This is a genomic window from Thermococcus sp. GR6 (assembly GCF_012027415.1).
GTDB classification, from domain to species: domain Archaea; phylum Methanobacteriota_B; class Thermococci; order Thermococcales; family Thermococcaceae; genus Thermococcus; species Thermococcus onnurineus.
In genome coordinates this window covers 635,552-650,488 of the sequence record NZ_SNUM01000001.1, presented here as the reverse complement: position 1 = coordinate 650,488, position 14,937 = coordinate 635,552, and the positions used below count along the sequence as shown (strand labels likewise).

18 protein-coding genes are annotated in these 14,937 nt (G+C 52.7%); 3 read left to right on the top strand and 15 right to left on the bottom strand.

All coding sequences use genetic code 11. The features are described 5' to 3' along the window. The gene (locus E3E32_RS03645) at positions 1–1,077 is read left to right on the top strand and encodes a Xaa-Pro peptidase family protein (RefSeq protein ID WP_167730956.1); all 1,077 of its coding nucleotides are present in this window, start codon (positions 1–3) and stop codon (positions 1,075–1,077) included. On the opposite strand, the gene E3E32_RS03640 is transcribed toward E3E32_RS03645, so the two are convergent. Further along, on the bottom strand, positions 1,074–1,535 hold the full coding sequence (locus tag E3E32_RS03640) for an Lrp/AsnC family transcriptional regulator (protein ID WP_167730238.1): 462 nt from the start codon (positions 1,533–1,535) through the stop codon (positions 1,074–1,076). The genes E3E32_RS03645 and E3E32_RS03640 overlap by 4 nt on opposite strands. A 119-nt stretch (positions 1,536–1,654) precedes the next feature. On the opposite strand from E3E32_RS03640, the gene E3E32_RS03635 reads away from it, so the two are divergent. Together E3E32_RS03635 and E3E32_RS03630 are read left to right on the top strand one after the other, a co-directional pair. Continuing rightward, positions 1,655–2,986, top strand: coding sequence for a leucine/methionine racemase (locus E3E32_RS03635; RefSeq protein WP_167730236.1), 1,332 nt, complete (start codon positions 1,655–1,657; stop codon positions 2,984–2,986). Positions 2,987–3,064: 78 nt separating this feature from the next. Beyond that, positions 3,065–4,366: a uracil-xanthine permease family protein gene (locus tag E3E32_RS03630; RefSeq protein WP_167730955.1), complete on the top strand. Its 1,302-nt coding sequence runs from the start codon at positions 3,065–3,067 to the stop codon at positions 4,364–4,366. A 29-nt stretch (positions 4,367–4,395) separates the two neighbouring features. Here E3E32_RS03630 and E3E32_RS03625 read toward each other — a convergent pair whose 3' ends face one another. The 14 genes from E3E32_RS03625 to E3E32_RS03560 all read right to left on the bottom strand — a co-directional run bounded on the left by E3E32_RS03625 (position 4,396) and on the right by E3E32_RS03560 (position 14,807). Beyond that, entirely contained in the window at positions 4,396–4,980 is a 585-nt protein-coding gene (locus E3E32_RS03625) for a DUF996 domain-containing protein (RefSeq protein ID WP_167730234.1), read from the bottom strand. An 87-nt stretch (positions 4,981–5,067) separates the two neighbouring features. After that, positions 5,068–5,736, bottom strand: a complete 669-nt coding sequence (gene nuoI, locus E3E32_RS03620; RefSeq protein ID WP_167730954.1) for an NADH-quinone oxidoreductase subunit NuoI — start codon at positions 5,734–5,736, stop codon at positions 5,068–5,070. 5 nt (positions 5,737–5,741) lie between these two features. Next, positions 5,742–6,917 carry an NADH-quinone oxidoreductase subunit D gene (locus E3E32_RS03615; protein ID WP_167730953.1) on the bottom strand — a complete coding sequence of 392 codons (1,176 nt, stop codon included), beginning with the start codon at positions 6,915–6,917 and terminating at the stop codon, positions 5,742–5,744. Positions 6,918–6,927: 10 nt separating this feature from the next. Then, on the bottom strand, positions 6,928–7,443 hold the full coding sequence (locus E3E32_RS03610; RefSeq protein WP_167730952.1) for an NADH-quinone oxidoreductase subunit C: 516 nt from the start codon (positions 7,441–7,443) through the stop codon (positions 6,928–6,930). Then, entirely contained in the window at positions 7,436–8,029 is a 594-nt protein-coding gene (locus E3E32_RS03605; protein WP_167730233.1) for an NADH-quinone oxidoreductase subunit B family protein, read from the bottom strand. The genes E3E32_RS03610 and E3E32_RS03605 overlap by 8 nt, the downstream gene beginning before the upstream one ends. A gap of 11 nt (positions 8,030–8,040) precedes the next feature. Beyond that, positions 8,041–8,970: a respiratory chain complex I subunit 1 family protein gene (locus E3E32_RS03600; RefSeq protein WP_167730231.1), complete on the bottom strand. Its 930-nt coding sequence runs from the start codon at positions 8,968–8,970 to the stop codon at positions 8,041–8,043. Between the two features lie 3 nt (positions 8,971–8,973). Next, on the bottom strand, positions 8,974–10,836 hold the full coding sequence (locus E3E32_RS03595; RefSeq protein WP_206205204.1) for a proton-conducting transporter membrane subunit: 1,863 nt from the start codon (positions 10,834–10,836) through the stop codon (positions 8,974–8,976). Then, positions 10,833–12,320, bottom strand: a complete 1,488-nt coding sequence (locus E3E32_RS03590; RefSeq protein WP_167730230.1) for a proton-conducting transporter membrane subunit — start codon at positions 12,318–12,320, stop codon at positions 10,833–10,835. Before E3E32_RS03590 ends, E3E32_RS03595 begins: the two co-directional genes overlap by 4 nt. Next, on the bottom strand, positions 12,317–12,661 hold the full coding sequence (locus E3E32_RS03585) for an NADH-quinone oxidoreductase subunit K (RefSeq protein WP_167730228.1): 345 nt from the start codon (positions 12,659–12,661) through the stop codon (positions 12,317–12,319). Before E3E32_RS03585 ends, E3E32_RS03590 begins: the two co-directional genes overlap by 4 nt. Continuing rightward, complete coding sequence (locus tag E3E32_RS03580) at positions 12,658–13,368, bottom strand: Na(+)/H(+) antiporter subunit B (protein WP_167730226.1); 711 nt, start codon at positions 13,366–13,368, stop codon at positions 12,658–12,660. The genes E3E32_RS03585 and E3E32_RS03580 overlap by 4 nt, the downstream gene beginning before the upstream one ends. Next, the gene (locus tag E3E32_RS03575) at positions 13,362–13,646 is read right to left on the bottom strand and encodes a DUF4040 domain-containing protein (protein ID WP_167710724.1); all 285 of its coding nucleotides are present in this window, start codon (positions 13,644–13,646) and stop codon (positions 13,362–13,364) included. Before E3E32_RS03575 ends, E3E32_RS03580 begins: the two co-directional genes overlap by 7 nt. Then, positions 13,643–14,053 (bottom strand): monovalent cation/H(+) antiporter subunit G, encoded by a 411-nt coding sequence (mnhG, locus tag E3E32_RS03570; RefSeq protein ID WP_167730224.1) that lies wholly within the window; start codon positions 14,051–14,053, stop codon positions 13,643–13,645. Before mnhG ends, E3E32_RS03575 begins: the two co-directional genes overlap by 4 nt. Beyond that, a complete protein-coding gene (locus E3E32_RS03565; RefSeq protein WP_167730222.1) occupies positions 14,050–14,304 on the bottom strand; it encodes a monovalent cation/H+ antiporter complex subunit F in 255 nt (84 codons plus the stop codon). The genes mnhG and E3E32_RS03565 overlap by 4 nt, the downstream gene beginning before the upstream one ends. Continuing rightward, positions 14,301–14,807, bottom strand: a complete 507-nt coding sequence (locus tag E3E32_RS03560) for a Na+/H+ antiporter subunit E (RefSeq protein ID WP_167730220.1) — start codon at positions 14,805–14,807, stop codon at positions 14,301–14,303. Before E3E32_RS03560 ends, E3E32_RS03565 begins: the two co-directional genes overlap by 4 nt. Between the last annotated feature and the right edge of the window lie 130 nt (positions 14,808–14,937).

Genomic DNA, 14,937 nt, shown 5'->3' with positions numbered 1-14,937 from the left:
ATTAGAGGAAACCCGGAGATATTCAGAAGGCGTGTGGAGAGGTTCCAGAAACTGCTCAGGGAGAACGAGATAGATGGGGCTGTCATAAGGACACTCTCCAGCTTCATCTACTTCACCGGCACCAAATGGCTCCGTCCGAGCCTCTTCATCCCTGCCGAGGGCGAACCATTAGTTTACGTTGTCAAGGGAGAGGCGGAGCTTTTCAAAAGAAAGAGCTGGATAGAGAACGTCGTCGAGTTCCAGAAGGTCGAGGACCTTATGGCTGGTGTTGTGAGCTGGATACATCGCAACGGCATGGAGCGTGTCGGTCTTGAGTTCGGCATTGAAAGGGACGCATATCTCATATTCCTCAAGATATTCGAGCGTCTCAATCCAACGGTTGAGATAGTGGATATCCTTGATCTCACGATGGGCCTCAGGATGATAAAGGATGAATGGGAGCTCGACAATATCAGGAAGGCTGGAAAGATAGCCCAGAAGGGTATGAAGGTTTCAGAGGATGTTATAAAGCCTGGCATGAGCGAGCTCGAGATAGCGGCCGAAGTTATGCGCGAGCTCATGCTCAACGGCTCTGAGGATCCAAAGGTCTACGTTTCAACGACACCGAGGGCACATGCCGAACCCTTCCGCGACCTCAAGGTTCCCGAGAACGGGGTTGTTACCGTCGTTATAGGTGCCGACTGGAACCACTACTATGCCAACATGGCGAGGACTTTCGTGATTGGAGACCCTGGTGAGAGTGTAAAGAGGGCAATCGAGGTCAAGGAAGAGGCCTACAAGCTGGCGCTTGAAGAGACTCGGATTGGTGTCCCTTTAGCTTCCGTGGAGAAGAAGCTTGCGAATTTCTTTAAGGAGCGGGGCTTCGATGATGCTTACATAGCTGGCTACACCCACGGAGTCGGTCTGTTAATCGAGGAACCGCCGATAACGACCATCGTCGTCCCACAGAGGGCCGCGAAGGTACAAGAGAATATGGTTCTCACAATAATCCACCCGCCGCTCATGATTCCACAGGGCACTATAAAGCACGAGGACACTTACATAGTAAAGAAAAACGGTCTTGAGAGGGTCACCTAAAACACCCTTGCGTAGCCCCACTTCCGGACGCTCGTCAGGATTGATGTTTCCGTGCTCCTTATTCCCTCTATCTTTCCCAGCTTTTCTATTAGAAAGCTCTCCAGCTCCTGCAAATCCTTCACTGTTACCTGCATGAGTATGTCGTGCGCTCCTGTGGCTATGCCGAGAACATCAACTTCAGGCAGCTTGCTTAGCTCTTCCGCTGCTTGCTTTATTTTGTTTGGCTCGACGTCAACGGCTATGAATGCCACTATGTTATAGCCCGCCCTGAAGGGGTTTATCAGTGCCGCGAACTTTCTTATGATTCCCCTTTCCAAGAGCTTCTTCACGCGGAGCCTTACCGTCGACTCAGGTACTCTGAGCCTCCTCGCTATCTCTGAGTAGCTCGCCCTCCCATCCTCCTGGAGAATGTGGAGTATCATCCTGTCGAGTTCGTCAAGGTGCTCATTTTCCAGCATTTTATGGCCACCAATATTGTCAATATATCACTTGATTTTTAAATCTTTCTACGAATTCATCAAAATTTGGGCGAAACCACTATTAATTCCGAGATTATATAGCACCTGGAGGTGCGAGCATGAGGAAGGAAGAGATTGTCGAACGCTATTCACGGGTTTTCCCAAAGGCCGCCCGCGTTACCTACGCTCCGATAGTTGGAGTTAGAGCCGAGAATGCCAAAATCTGGGACATCGAAGGGAAGGAGTACATAGACTTCCTCAGCGATGCAGCCGTTCAGAACGTCGGCCACAACAACCCGCGCGTCGTAAATGCCGTTAAAGAGCAGGCTGATAGGCTGATTCACTTCACCTTCATCTACGGTTTTCCAGTCGAGCCCCTGCTCTTGGCAGAAAAGCTTGCTGAGATTTCCCCCATAGAGAATCCTAAAGTCTCTTTCGGTCTCAGCGGAAGCGATGCCAACGATGGGGCAATAAAGTTCGTGAGGGCTTACACAGGAAGGTGTCACATCCTCAGCTACCTAAGGAGTTATTATGGGGCGACGTATGGAGCGATGAGCATAACCGGTTTGGACTTTGAGGTTCGCGCCATAGTCGGAGAGCTGAGCGGGGTTCACTATATTCCCTATCCCAACTGCTATCGCTGTCCCTTCGGCAAGGAGCCGAAAACCTGTAAGATGGAGTGCGTTAAATATCTCAAGGAGAAGTTCGAGGGCGAAGTTTACGCTGAGGGAACGGCTGCACTCTTTGCCGAGCCCATACAAGGCGACGCCGGAATGGTAGTGCCACCAAAGGGCTACTTCAAAAAAATCAAGCGCATCCTCGATGAGCACGGTATTCTCCTCGTGGTGGATGAGGTGCAGAGCGGTATGGGGAGAACCGGCAAATGGTTCGCGATAGAGCATTTCGGCGTTACGCCGGATATAATAACCCTTGCCAAGCCCCTCGGCGGCGGCTTACCTATAAGTGCGATAATCGGAAGGGCTGAGATAATGGACTCCCTTCCACCCCTTGGCCACACCTTCACACTGAGCGGCAACCCAGTGGCGAGCAGAGCAGCCTTGGCAGTCATCGAGGAAATCGAGGAGAAAGATCTTCTTAGGAGAGCCGAAAAGCTCGGAAAGTATACGAAAAAGCGCCTTGAGAAGATGAAAGAGGAGCATGAACTCATCGGTGATGTCAGGGGGCTTGGACTGATGCTCGGCGTTGACCTCGTCAAGGACAGGGATACCAAGGAGAGGGCCTATGGGGAGGCAAGAAAAGTTGTATGGCGCGCCTACGAGCTCGGCCTTGTTTTGGCGTTCCTTCAGGGGCACGTGCTGAGGATTCAGCCGCCGCTGACGATAGAGGAAGATGTGCTCGAAGAAGGTTTAAACAGGCTGGAGCAGGCGATAGCTGACGTCGAGGAAGGTAAGGTTTCAGATGACGTTCTTTCGAAGGTGCAGGGGTGGTGACTTTAACAAGTTTTTGTCTATTTGGTCCCTTTCCGAAAACTTTTTAAACAAATTTTGATACAGCTTGAGCGGGCTTCAATGGAAGCTTTGGAGTTCGAAAGGAAGAAGGTTTTGAAGATTGGAATCGAGGATAGAGTTGAACCCTCGAAGGCTTTGGTTTTTGGCCTTCAGCACGTTCTGGCGATGTTTGGAGCGACCGTCACTGTTCCGCTGGTCGTGGGCGGTGCAATAGGTCTCAGCGGCGACCAGGTTGCCCTCATGATACAGGCGGTTCTTCTGGCCATGGGCATCGCGACACTTCTGCAGACAACGATAGGCTCGCGCTACCCGATAGTCCAGGGTTCGAGCTTCGCCTTCATCCCAGGGCTGATAGCGATAGGCTCAAGTATTGGCATGGCTGCCGTACAGGGTGCACTTATCGTGGGGGGCTTGATTGAGGCGGCTATAGGCTGGCTCGGTATAATCGGCAAGGTCAGAAAACTCTTCACACCTCTCGTCACAGGAGTTACAATAATGCTCATAGGCTTCAGCTTGGCGGACGTTGCCGTCAAGAACTTTTTCAACTTCTATGCCGACCCAAGTGGAAGCACCATCGTGAGCTCCGTCATAGTCGCAGGGGTTACATTCCTCACCACAGTGTTCGTCGCACTGAAGGCAAAGGGCAGCTTCAAAGCAATGCCCGTTGTTATAGGTGCCCTGGTGGGCTACCTTGTCAGTATCCCATTAGGCCTAGCTAACTTCGACCTCGTGAAGAACCTTCCAGCATTCAGCCTGCCTAAGCTTCTTCCCTGGGGTGGGCCTATCTTTGATACGACGGCCATTGTCATCCTGCTCTTCGCCTTCATGGTAAGCATAATCGAGAGCGTCGGCGACTACCACGCGATAGCCACCGTGACCGGCTCGGAAATAACGGAGAAGCACATAGCCCGCGGTATAGGCAGCGAAGGTCTGGCCTGCTCGATAGCCGGCCTTTTGGGTGCCTGCGGAACGACGAGCTATTCGGAGAACATAGGGGTCGTTGCCCTGACAAAGGTCGGGAGCAGGCACGTCGTTCAGGTCGGTGCAGTCATTCTAATCCTTCTGTCGCTGGTTCCCAAGTTTGCAGGGGTTCTGGCCTCGATGCCGGCCCCAGTGCTCGGCGGTCTCACCCTGGCTCTCTACGGCATGATAAGCGTCACAGGGCTTAGGTTGATAACCGAAAAGGTCGAGCTCAACGATAGAAACACACTTATACTGGCTGCAGCTCTCATAGCCGGCCTTGGAGCACCGCAGCTTCCGGCAGAATTCCTCGCTAATTTTCCGAAGATAGTATCTAGCATACTTGAGTCAGGCATGGCAGTTGGAGCATTGACGGCAATAATCCTTGACAGGCTCCTTTGATCTTTCAATTTTTGAGAAAAGAAAAGGAGTTAGTAGATGGGACTCTTGTACGTTCCTCTGAACTCAAGCTCCTCAGGCATGTTGGAGAACGCTATTATCTGGTAGATTGCGGCAATTAGCAGCAGGATGCTGCCTATGAGTATTATGAGCGTTAACGCACCCCACCAGAGCCATTTGGCGGTCTTCTGGAACTCTTCTACCCCGGTTATTTCGTACATGACCTCCCACGCCTGCTTCTGGAAGTATACTGCCAGTATAAACACGGCGATTATGAGTATGATGCCGAGCAGAACCATCCCTATACCGAATGTCTCATAGGGCTCATTCATGCCGCCTTTCGGCAGTGTTATTGCTCCAATCAAGATGAGAACTATCGCGAATACTACTCCCGCAATGGCCACAATGACGCTGTAGAGGTAATACTTGAAAGGTCTCTCATCACCGACCTTATTCCCGATTCCCTTCAGGGCGAGCAGGACCAGTATGAATGCAATCAGTGACAGCGTGCTTCCAAAGACGCCAATGTAGGGTATTGCTCCCATAAACGCCGCGACGAGCGCTAGGATTGATCCCCAGAGACCGAAGTTCTTTTCATTTTTGACGTCTATTGCCATAGAATTCCACCAAATTAATAACTTACGAACTTCTTAAAATCATTTCGAAAAAATGGTAGCGAAATTAATGAAAGGAGAAAAAGAGGTTCATTCTTTCTTTTCTTCTGCCTTCTCAGCTGGCTTCTCTGCGTCCTTCTTTTCACTGGGCTTTTCGGCGGGCTTCACGGAGGCTGGTTTCTTGGGCGGCTTTATGCCGTAGCCCAGTATCTTGAACTTGAAGACAGTGCCATCCCTGAGGTGGTAGGTTACCTCCTTGGTCTCTTTGTTGAATTCGATCTTCTCGACGGGGAAGCGGTAGTCGCCGTACTCGTCCTGATACTTCCTGAACTCATCGGGATGTATGGGCACCCAGTCGTAAAGCTCAAGCTGGTCCTCCTGCCAGGTGGTCGTTATCATGAAGGTCTCGATGAATCCCAGTGCCCCAGTCGGACAGACATCCACACAGAACTGACAGTAGGTGCATCTTCCATAGTCTATCTTGGGGTGAGGTCTCTTCTCCATCTTGCCGTCTATCTCCAGCCATGTCATCTCTATTGCCCTTGCAGGGCATATCTGGCCACAGAAGTTACAGCCTACGCACTTCTTCCAGTCGAGGGTGTGGAGCCCGCGGTACTCCTTCGCTATATCCGTCTTTTCGTAGGGTATCTTGAGCGTCACCGGCTTTTTGAATAGGTACTTGAGCCCCATCCAGGGCTTTATGTAAGAAGGCTTCTTTTTGATCTTGCTCTCCGGGGCGATCTTAAAATCAACCTCCATGGCCATCACCTGTCTATGTCCGGTGGGCAGTTGTCAAGGCTCACGAGTATGACCGGCACGTCGGCTATTCTTGCACCTACAAGGAGCTGCTCGATGACCCTGATGCCGTGGGATATGCTTGGGCCCCTGAGCTGAAGTCTGTAGGGCTTGTGCTTGCCGTCGCTGACAACATAGGCTCCGAAGTCTCCCTTAGTGCTCTCGACGTGTGCGAAGGCATCCCCTGCGGGAACCTTGAACCTTGGCAGGTTCTTCATTCTTGGATCTTCGATCTTGTACGGTCCGCTCGGCGGCCCCATCTCCAGGAGCTGTTCGAGGATGTAGAGGTCCTGCTCAAGCTCAAAGCGCCTTATCATGACCCTTGCGAGTGCGTCTCCTTCCCTGAGAACGGGAACCTCGAAGTCAAGCTCTGGGTAGAGGAGGTACGGGTCAATGCGCCTGACGTCGTAGGGAACGCCGGTTGCCCTCAGGTTGGGGCCGGTGACGCCTTCGTCGAGAGCGAACTTCTTGTCCATGACGCCTACTCCCTCAAGCCTGCGGTGGGTGATGTAGTTCTCGAAGAGTATCTCGTCGAAGTCGGGGAGCTTGTCCTTGATGTATTCAACCGTGTCCTTGAGGCGCCTCAGCCAGGCGTCGCTCGGTATGTCCCTCCTGACTCCGCCGGGTATCGTGTAGATGTGGTAGACCCTAGCTCCGGTGAGCTGCTCGAAGAGGGCCATAAACCTCTCACGATAGGCTGCCGCCCACTGGCCGGCAGTGTAGACACCGAGCTTGAAAGCCATACCCATCGTCCAGAAGAGGTACGCTGAAACCCTGGCCATCTCAAGGACGGTGGTTCTGATCCATTGAGCCCTTTCCGGAACCTCCCAGCCGAGTATCTCCTCGACGGCCATCGAGTATATGACTTCTGGAACGTCCGGCTCCGGGACACAGACCCTGAGGAGCAGGGCTATGTTGGTGTACCACGGCCTGTACTCGGCGAGCTTCTCGAATCCCCTGTGGAGGAATCCGGGGTTGGCTATCGCCTTGACGACCCTGTTACCGTCCATCTTGAGGATTATGCTGTAGTTCTCGGTGGCCATGTGCTGCGGACCGAAGAACAGCTCGTAGGTGTCTTTATCTATCGGGAGCAGGTCCATGCCGTTCTCTTTAGCCTCACGTATAAGCTCGCTCTGTGAAACCATTATCATCACCTCAGATCACATAGGTCTCCTTATCCTCATCGAACCTGTCCAGTATCTTATACTTCCTCTTCACGTAGCCGAGCATGTCGAAGTCTTTCCTGTAGGAAAGCCCTGCTTCCTTATCCTCCTCTTCGAGTATCCACGGCATGTCGAGCTTGGGGTTGCCCTCGAAGACAACCTGGAAGAACTCATGGGCGTCCCTCTCGTAGGTCTCGGCGACCGGGTAGATGTCCATGACGGTCGAAATGACGGAGTTGTCCCTTGGAATTGTGGTTCTTACGAAGGTGTGCGTCCTGTGGGTGATGCTGAATATCTGGTAGATGAGCTCGATTTCACCACGGTCGGGCCAGTCCACTGCGGTTATCTGGAGCAGCAACTCAAAGCCGTTGTCCTTGAGGAGCTTGAGGAAGTCCCTTATCCTGTCGGCCGGGATTTTGAACTCTATGCGCCTCTCGCGCCTGACCTTTCCTTCAGCGTAGGGGGCCTTCTCGGTGATGCTGGAAACGAGGGTCTCGTAGTCAGTCATCCTTCTCACGCTCCTTCTCAAGTCTCTTTATGTCGTCCATAATCCAGGGAAGCCACCTCTTGGCTTCCCTCTCACGCCAGCCTTCTCCGAACAGCTCGTCCTGGTTCTTTTTGTACCACTCGTAGTTCTCCTTATAGCGCTTCCAGCTGTCGGCGGTTCCGTTCTCTATCATCTCCATCATCTTGTTGATGCCTTCCATGACCGACTCGGGCCTTGGCATACAGCCGGCGATGTAGACGTCTACCGGAATGTATGCGTCGAGTCTCTTGATGGCGTTGTAGGCGTCCCAGTAGATTCCTCCGTTAATGGTGCACGAACCATGGGCTATGACGTACTTCGGATCGGGCTGCATCTCGTATGTTATGATTATCCTCTTGAGGGTCTTTGGCGTAACGTAGCCGGTGATGAGGAAAAGGTCGGCCATCCTTGGGGCTGGGTTGGGCATCATTCCGAACCTCTCTAGGTCGTATCTGGAGGTCATGAGCGGCGGCATCTCTATACCGCCACATCCCGTACAGAACGACACGATCCAGAGACTCCTCTTCCTTGCGAATTCAATAAGCGGTTCCCAAAGCTTCCAGTCCATCTCACATCACCTCACAAGCTTGCAAGTATCGCACCGAGGGCAGCTATGATAGTCGGCCACTTCCAGTAGAACTTCGCTGCTTGGTCTATGGTGAACCTCGGGAAGATGTTGCCGATGAATATGGCCACCATCAGCACGGCTATCTGCTTGATCAGCAGTATTCCAAGGCTGGCTATGGTGTTGAGTATCGGGCTTGCGAAGACGGTAACGACTGCACCTCCAAGGAATATGTTTGCGAAGAACAGCGTCTCCGCGAAGAGGGCTATGGCGTGCTGTATCTGGAGGATTCCCATGTGCTTGCCGCCGAACTCGACCATCGGACCGAGGGATATTTCACCTGGTGCTATCATGATGTCGAACGGCTCCTTGCCGAACATCGCCTGCAGGACTATGTCATAGGCTATAGCCGCGAGGAGGAGCGGTATGTGGATTATGCTCCAGCCGCTGACCTGCTGAGCCATGACTATCTGATAGGTGCTGAAGGTTCCGTAGTATTCAGCCAGTGCAACTATGGCGAAGCCCAGGGGAATCTGTATGGCAAGTAGCGTGAGCAATGCACGCTGGGCACCGAGGCCAGCCCATGGGTTGCCCGAGCTCATTGCGGCGAACATTATCCCGAGCATCGGTATCTCAAGCAGGAATGTGATGAGGATTAAGTCACCGTACGCCCTGAGTATGCTGACGCTGCCAATGGGGATGAAGAACAGCGCCATTACCGTCGCTCCTAGGGCATAGATGATTCCGAAGTCGTAGATTAGCCCGTGGGTTATATTGGTCTTCTTGGAGAGCAGCTTGATGGTATCAAGTATCGGCTGGTAGAGCGGAGGACCGACCCTTCTGTGTATCCTTGCGCTCACTTTCCTGATTATTCCCATGAACATAAACCCGACGAAGGTCGCATAAATTAGGAGGAATAAAGCCTTCAGCGCTACCTCAAGCATTCTTCACACCCCCCACATAGCGAGGATTAGCAGGACTATGGCAAAATACCAGGCATAGCTCTGGGCGTTTCCATTGTAGACGTAGTTTCTCATGGTCTCGGCGAAGTCCTCAACTGTCTTTCCAATGTCCTTATAGAACCTGTCAAAGCTGATCCTGAGCCAGAAGGACAGGGCCTCCTTGAGCGGGAGGAAGAAGTTCCTCCTTATGGTCAGGTTGTAGTCCATTGTGACAGGGTTTCCGGACTGATAAGTGTCCGTAACTGGGACTTTCCTGACGCCGGCACCAAGGAAGTAGACTATTGCCGCTATCAGCAGGCCGACTACCAGCCAGACGGTTATCAGGAGGCCATTGTATTTTCCGACTCCGATGTTGAGCTCCCATATAGTTCCACCGATAACCTCTCTGCCGAATATCTTGTTCAGCTCCTGTGCCACAAGACCTGGAGCGATACCGAAGACGACGTTGAGCACTGCAAGTATGCCCATGCCTATGGCGAGTGGCAATGGGGCGTCCTTAGTATCGTCAAGGTCGGTCGGCCTCTGTCCGAACCAGACAGCGTAGGTGAACCTGATGAGGTAAACGAAACCTATAGCACTTCCGAAGAACACCATACCGCCGAGGATCGGCATGTTCTGACTTATAACCGCTTCAAAAATGAGCCACTTGCTGGCAAAGCCGACGAGCGGCGGAATTCCTGCGAGGCTGAGTATTGCTACAAAGGCCATCGCAAATGTTACTGGCATCTTCTCTGCCAGTCCGCCCATGTCCTTGAACTCCGTCTTCCCGGTGCGGTAGATTATGGTGGCCACTATGAGGAAGAACAGTCCCTTGAAGAGGGCGTGGCTTATGGCGTGGTAGATGGCGGCTTCAATGCTCAATGCCGTCCCAACACCTATGCCCACTAGGATGTAACCTATCTGGCTTATACTGGAATAGGCGAAGAGCTTTCTGATGTCCTCTTGTAGGGCCGCTAGAAGTCCACCCACTATTATGGTAAGACCACCAAGGAATGCTATGATGTAGCCGAACTTGGGGACGGTTCTAATCGTTCCGAATTCGTAGAGCAGGCGGTAGCCTATGAGTATGTAGATGAGGATAAATCCGTATACGCCAGTCTTGCTGAGGACGCCGCTGAACATCGCGGTGTAGCTCTGGTTGGTCTCGCTGTAGGCATCGGGCGCCCAGACGTGGAGCGGGAACATCCCGGCCTTAACGCCGAAGGCCAGCAGGAAGAGGCCAAAGATAAAGGCCACCTCGCCCCTGCTGAAGAGGGTCGGTCCGCCCACTGTCAGGGAGAGGGCATCCCTGTAGAAGGCTGAGCGTATGTCGGCAAATGCAAAGGATCCGACCTTCGCGTATATCAGACCAATGGCTATGAGCATCGCGTAGGCTCCGATGACGCTGAGGATGAAGTACTTGAGTGAGGCCCCCCTGTTGTACTTGAGCACCATCATGAAGCTTCCGAAGGTCATGATTTCCCAGAAGATGAAGAACCCTAACAGGTCATAGGCTATGAAGATGCCGTAGACGCCGGTGAGGCTCATCAGGGCAAACAGCCACTCGTAGCCGTTCTTTGAGGTTGAGACCATTCCGAGCACTGCAGCAAGGCCAACAACACCGGCTATCATAGCGAATATCCAGCTCATGTGGGTTAATAGGAACTCAAAGGTGAAGTCGGCAAAGTTCAGAGTGTACTGTATCATTCCTTCGGCATCAACGGTCGGATAGAGCTTGATGAGGTAAGCTAGGGGAATGGCTGCACCGGCAACGCCAAACAGCTCCCTGATACCTTTGATGTCAAGCGCCCAAGCGATAACTCCAGCAATCAGAGGCGCGAAAATGATAATTATAAGTTCGTTAATCATGCTCCCACCCCCATCAGTGGAACGTTCTTAACGTACTGGGCCATGTTGAAGATGTCCTCTCCAGCCTTTCTGGCGAGCTCCCAAGCGTAGTCCGGGTAGACTCCTATGACGACAACCAAAGCGGCGAGGAAGAGCATCATGAGACCGATGACCATGCTCTCGCTGATTTTCTCCCCTTCTCCCTTGAACCATATGGTGTGAAGCAGCCTGAAGTAATAGACCGCCTCCACGACACTCGCTGAAAGTACGAGTACTGCTGCCCAGGTGTATCCGACGTTCAGGGTCGCAAGGATTATTCTGATTTTGCTCCAGAAGACGTTGAAGAGGGGTATTCCTACGGTGGCTACTGCACCAACTGAGATGGCGAAGGCCGTGAGCGGCATCCTCCTGCCAAGTCCCTGGAACTTCTCCAGCTCTGCACCACCGAGGGTTATCGCCACGTAGCCGACGGCGAGGAACAGGAGAGCTTTGACTATCGCGTGGTTGATCATGTGGAAGACACCAGCGTCAACGCCGGCCTGAGTGCCGAGGGCGAAGGCGAGTGCTATGAGGCCTATCTGGGCGATACTGGAGTAGGCTATCATCCTCTTGACGTTCTTCTGCCTAAGCGCTGCCAGCTCGGCAACGACGACAGTGAGGGTGGCCATTACTATGAGCAGCCTAAGCACTGAGCCCCAGCTCTCGACGACCTGCATGAGGTAGAGAATCCTTGCCATGGCGTAGAGGGCAGCCTTGACGACAAAGGCGGAGAACATGACGGTGATTGGGTGCGGTGCTGCCTGATAAGCGTCGGGCGCCCAGGCGTTGAGCGGGAAGAGCTCAGCCTCGACGGCCAGACCAAGGATTATGAGCGCGAGGCCGACCTGGGCTACGGTGGGGTCCATAGTTGCTGCGAGCTGGGCTATCTGAGCCATGTTGAGGGTTCCAAGGGAGCCGTAGATTAAAGCGACACCGATGAGGAAGAAGCTTGAACCGATTCCACCGAGGATGATGTACTTCATTGAAGCTTCGGCCGCTTCACCGGTCTTGTTGTAGGCTGTGAGGGCGTAGGCAGTTATTGCCGTTATCTCCATGAAGACGAAGAGGTTGAATATATCACCGGTCGCTATCATTCCGGTGGCACCGAGCATCAGCAGTAGGAAGAGCATGGCATACTTGTCGATGGGTTCGGTTTTGACCGCGCTGATGCTGAAGACCGCAGTGAAGAGGCTGACGACTGCTATTATGAGTACGAAGAGTGCCGCGAAATGGCCAAGGTAGAGGTTGATTCCGACGGGTGGCTTCCAGCCGCCGGCGATGACTATTATTGGCTTGCCTGTGGTGTAGACCTCCTTAAAGACCCATGCGGCTATTCCAGTCTGGAGGGCGGTAACTAGGATTAGGAAGTATTTGACGGCGTTCTTCCCTATTCCCTTAAACACGGGGACGAAGAACGCGCTGATGAGCGGTAACGCTATGAGCAGAGCAGCGTACTGCCCGTTCATCCTCTCAACCTCCTTATCTCTTCAACGTTAAGGGTTCCGTACTTCTCGTAAATCAGGATGGCAACGCTAAGGGCCATGGCAGTGGTGGCAACTCCGATAACTATCGCCGTGAGAACCAATGCCTGCGGAATTGGATCGACGGCCTGATTCGGACCGATTCCCTCGCTGAGGATTGGAGCGCTCTTTCCGCTGACGTAGCCAATGCTTATGAGCAGCAGGTTAACGCCCGTTTCCATTATGCTGAGGCCTATGAGAATCTTGAGCAGGTTCTTTTTCACTAGGATCGCGTAGAGGCCTACGAGGATGAGCACTATCGCACCGAAATAGTAGACGCTTATCATTTGCTCACCTCCTCTTTGAGCATGTTGTCGATGATTCCACTGAGCTCCGTGCCGACCTTGATGCCGATGATGGTGTATATTATCGGTATGAATCCGCCGCTCAGCAGTCTGCCGACGTTGTCCCAGCCAAACTGCCAGGTCTGCCATATCCAGTCGAAGAGGAAGTAGCCACCTATTGCGAGACCGATTAGACCAACGGCGACGTAGTTCATGCCAGCTAGACCTTCAGTGACTTCAAAGCCCCTGTGCGGGATTTCGTAGGTTATGAACGCAAGGTACAGCAGCAGGAAAGCGGTGGCAATGGTGGCTCCTCCTGGGAATCCTCCGCCGGGGGTGAGGTGTCCGTGAATGAAGATGTAGGCACCGAAGAGCATCACGAAGGGGAATAGCAGCCTTGTTCCGGTTGTGAGAACTATTGAGCCTTCGGTCTTTGCGGTTCTTTCCTTCTTTCTCCTCCAGAGCAGGGCTCCAACGCCAGTTGATGCTATGAACAGGACGGTAACCTCACCGAGGGTATCAAATCCACGGTAGTTAACGACGACAGCAGTGACGGCGTTAACAGCGCCGGTCTGCTGTTTCACGTTGTCGAGATAGTACTGACCGACGAGCATCTTGTCCTCGCCGAAGGGAACGCCGGCTAAGCCCTGAGCCAGCCAGTACCCTATGATGAGGAGTGTGATTATTGCCAAAGCGCGCTTGACTACCATCTCACCCACCACCCGGGCTTTTCTTCTTCCTCAGTCTCGAACCTCTGTGTTCTCTTAATGGCGAATATGAACACGGCACCGCTGAGTGCAGCACCTATTGCTGCCTCGGTCATAGCCACGTCCGGAGCCTGCAGGAAGAAGAACAGCAGTGAGGCGAATAGGCTGACGGCTGCCATTCCGACGGCGGCAGCTAGTATGTCCTTCCACTCGACGGCGAGTATTGCGGAGACTACCATGATCGCAACTATTAAGTGGGGGATGTAATACGCGAGGTTCATTCCTTACCACCCTCCCCGGTTTCTTCAATTTCTTCGGGGACTTCCTCGTCTTTGGCCTTCGCCTCAAGGTGCTCCCGGTACTTGTCAATGATGCTGCCCTCCCACAGTGGAATTCCGCTCTTGTACGCTGCCCTTATGAGTGCGTGGGCGCTTATTGGGTTGGTGAGCAGAAGGAACACAGCGATGATGATAGTCTTTGTGAGCCATGCCGCGCTTCCGAAGTCGGTCCCTAGGGCCCAGATTCCAACACCAACTATGACGCCCAGAGAACCAAGGGTGGCACTCTTGGTCGAGGTCTGCATCCTGTTGTAAACGTCAGGCATCCTGATCAAACCTAGGGCTGATAGGAAGTAGAAGAACGTTCCCAGCAGGACGAGAACTTCTCCGATCACCGTAAGAGCGTTCATAGGCCTCCCTCCATGTAGCGCGCGAATGCCATGACTCCACCGAAGGCCAGAATCGCGTATACCAGGGCAACGTCGAGGAATATCATTCTCTGGTAGTAGAGCGCGAAGAGCACCATGAGTCCGGTGGTTATGGTCGTCATGATATCCACAGCTACGATTCTGTCAACTGTCGTTGGCCCTCTGAAGACCCTGTACATGCTGAGGAGAGTTGCTATTGCTATCAGGGCAAGATAAACGTTTATTCCTATCATCCGAAGATCACCTTCAGGAACTTTTCAAAGGGCTCGGTTATGCTCTTAGAAGCGCCTTCAACGGAATCATCCTTGACGTCTATCCAGTGGATGAAGTACTTGTCACCGTCAACGTCGAGGGTTATGGTTCCGGGCGTCAGGGTTATTGAGTTCGCAAGGCTGAGTTTTCCAACGTCGCTCTTGAGAACAGTTCTGCACTCAACAATTCCTGGGTTTATGGGTCTCTTGGGGTGAAGAACTCTGTATGCAACATCGAGGTTGGCCATGATCATTGCCCAGAGGAAGTAGGGTATGTAGGCTATTGCGTAGGCGATCCTCTTTGGATGCAGGTTTGCGAGTCCGTTTGTTGTGAATATCTCGTAGGTGAAGGCCCCGACGATTAGAGACAGTAGCAGGCCGAATCCGAGTTCTTGTGGATCTAAACTAGCCGTTAGAAACAGCCATATCAGGGACAGCACGATAACCGTGTACAGATAGCGGCTTATCTTGCTTGCTTCTCCCATTCAGCAACCCTCCAGTGGTTGATGGAAGTGCTCCCAACAGAGTTAAGCGAAGCTAATTTTAGGTTTAAAACAATGACTTATAAACCTTACCAGCGAAGAACAAAGGTTTAAAACTTTTGGTTAAAATAGA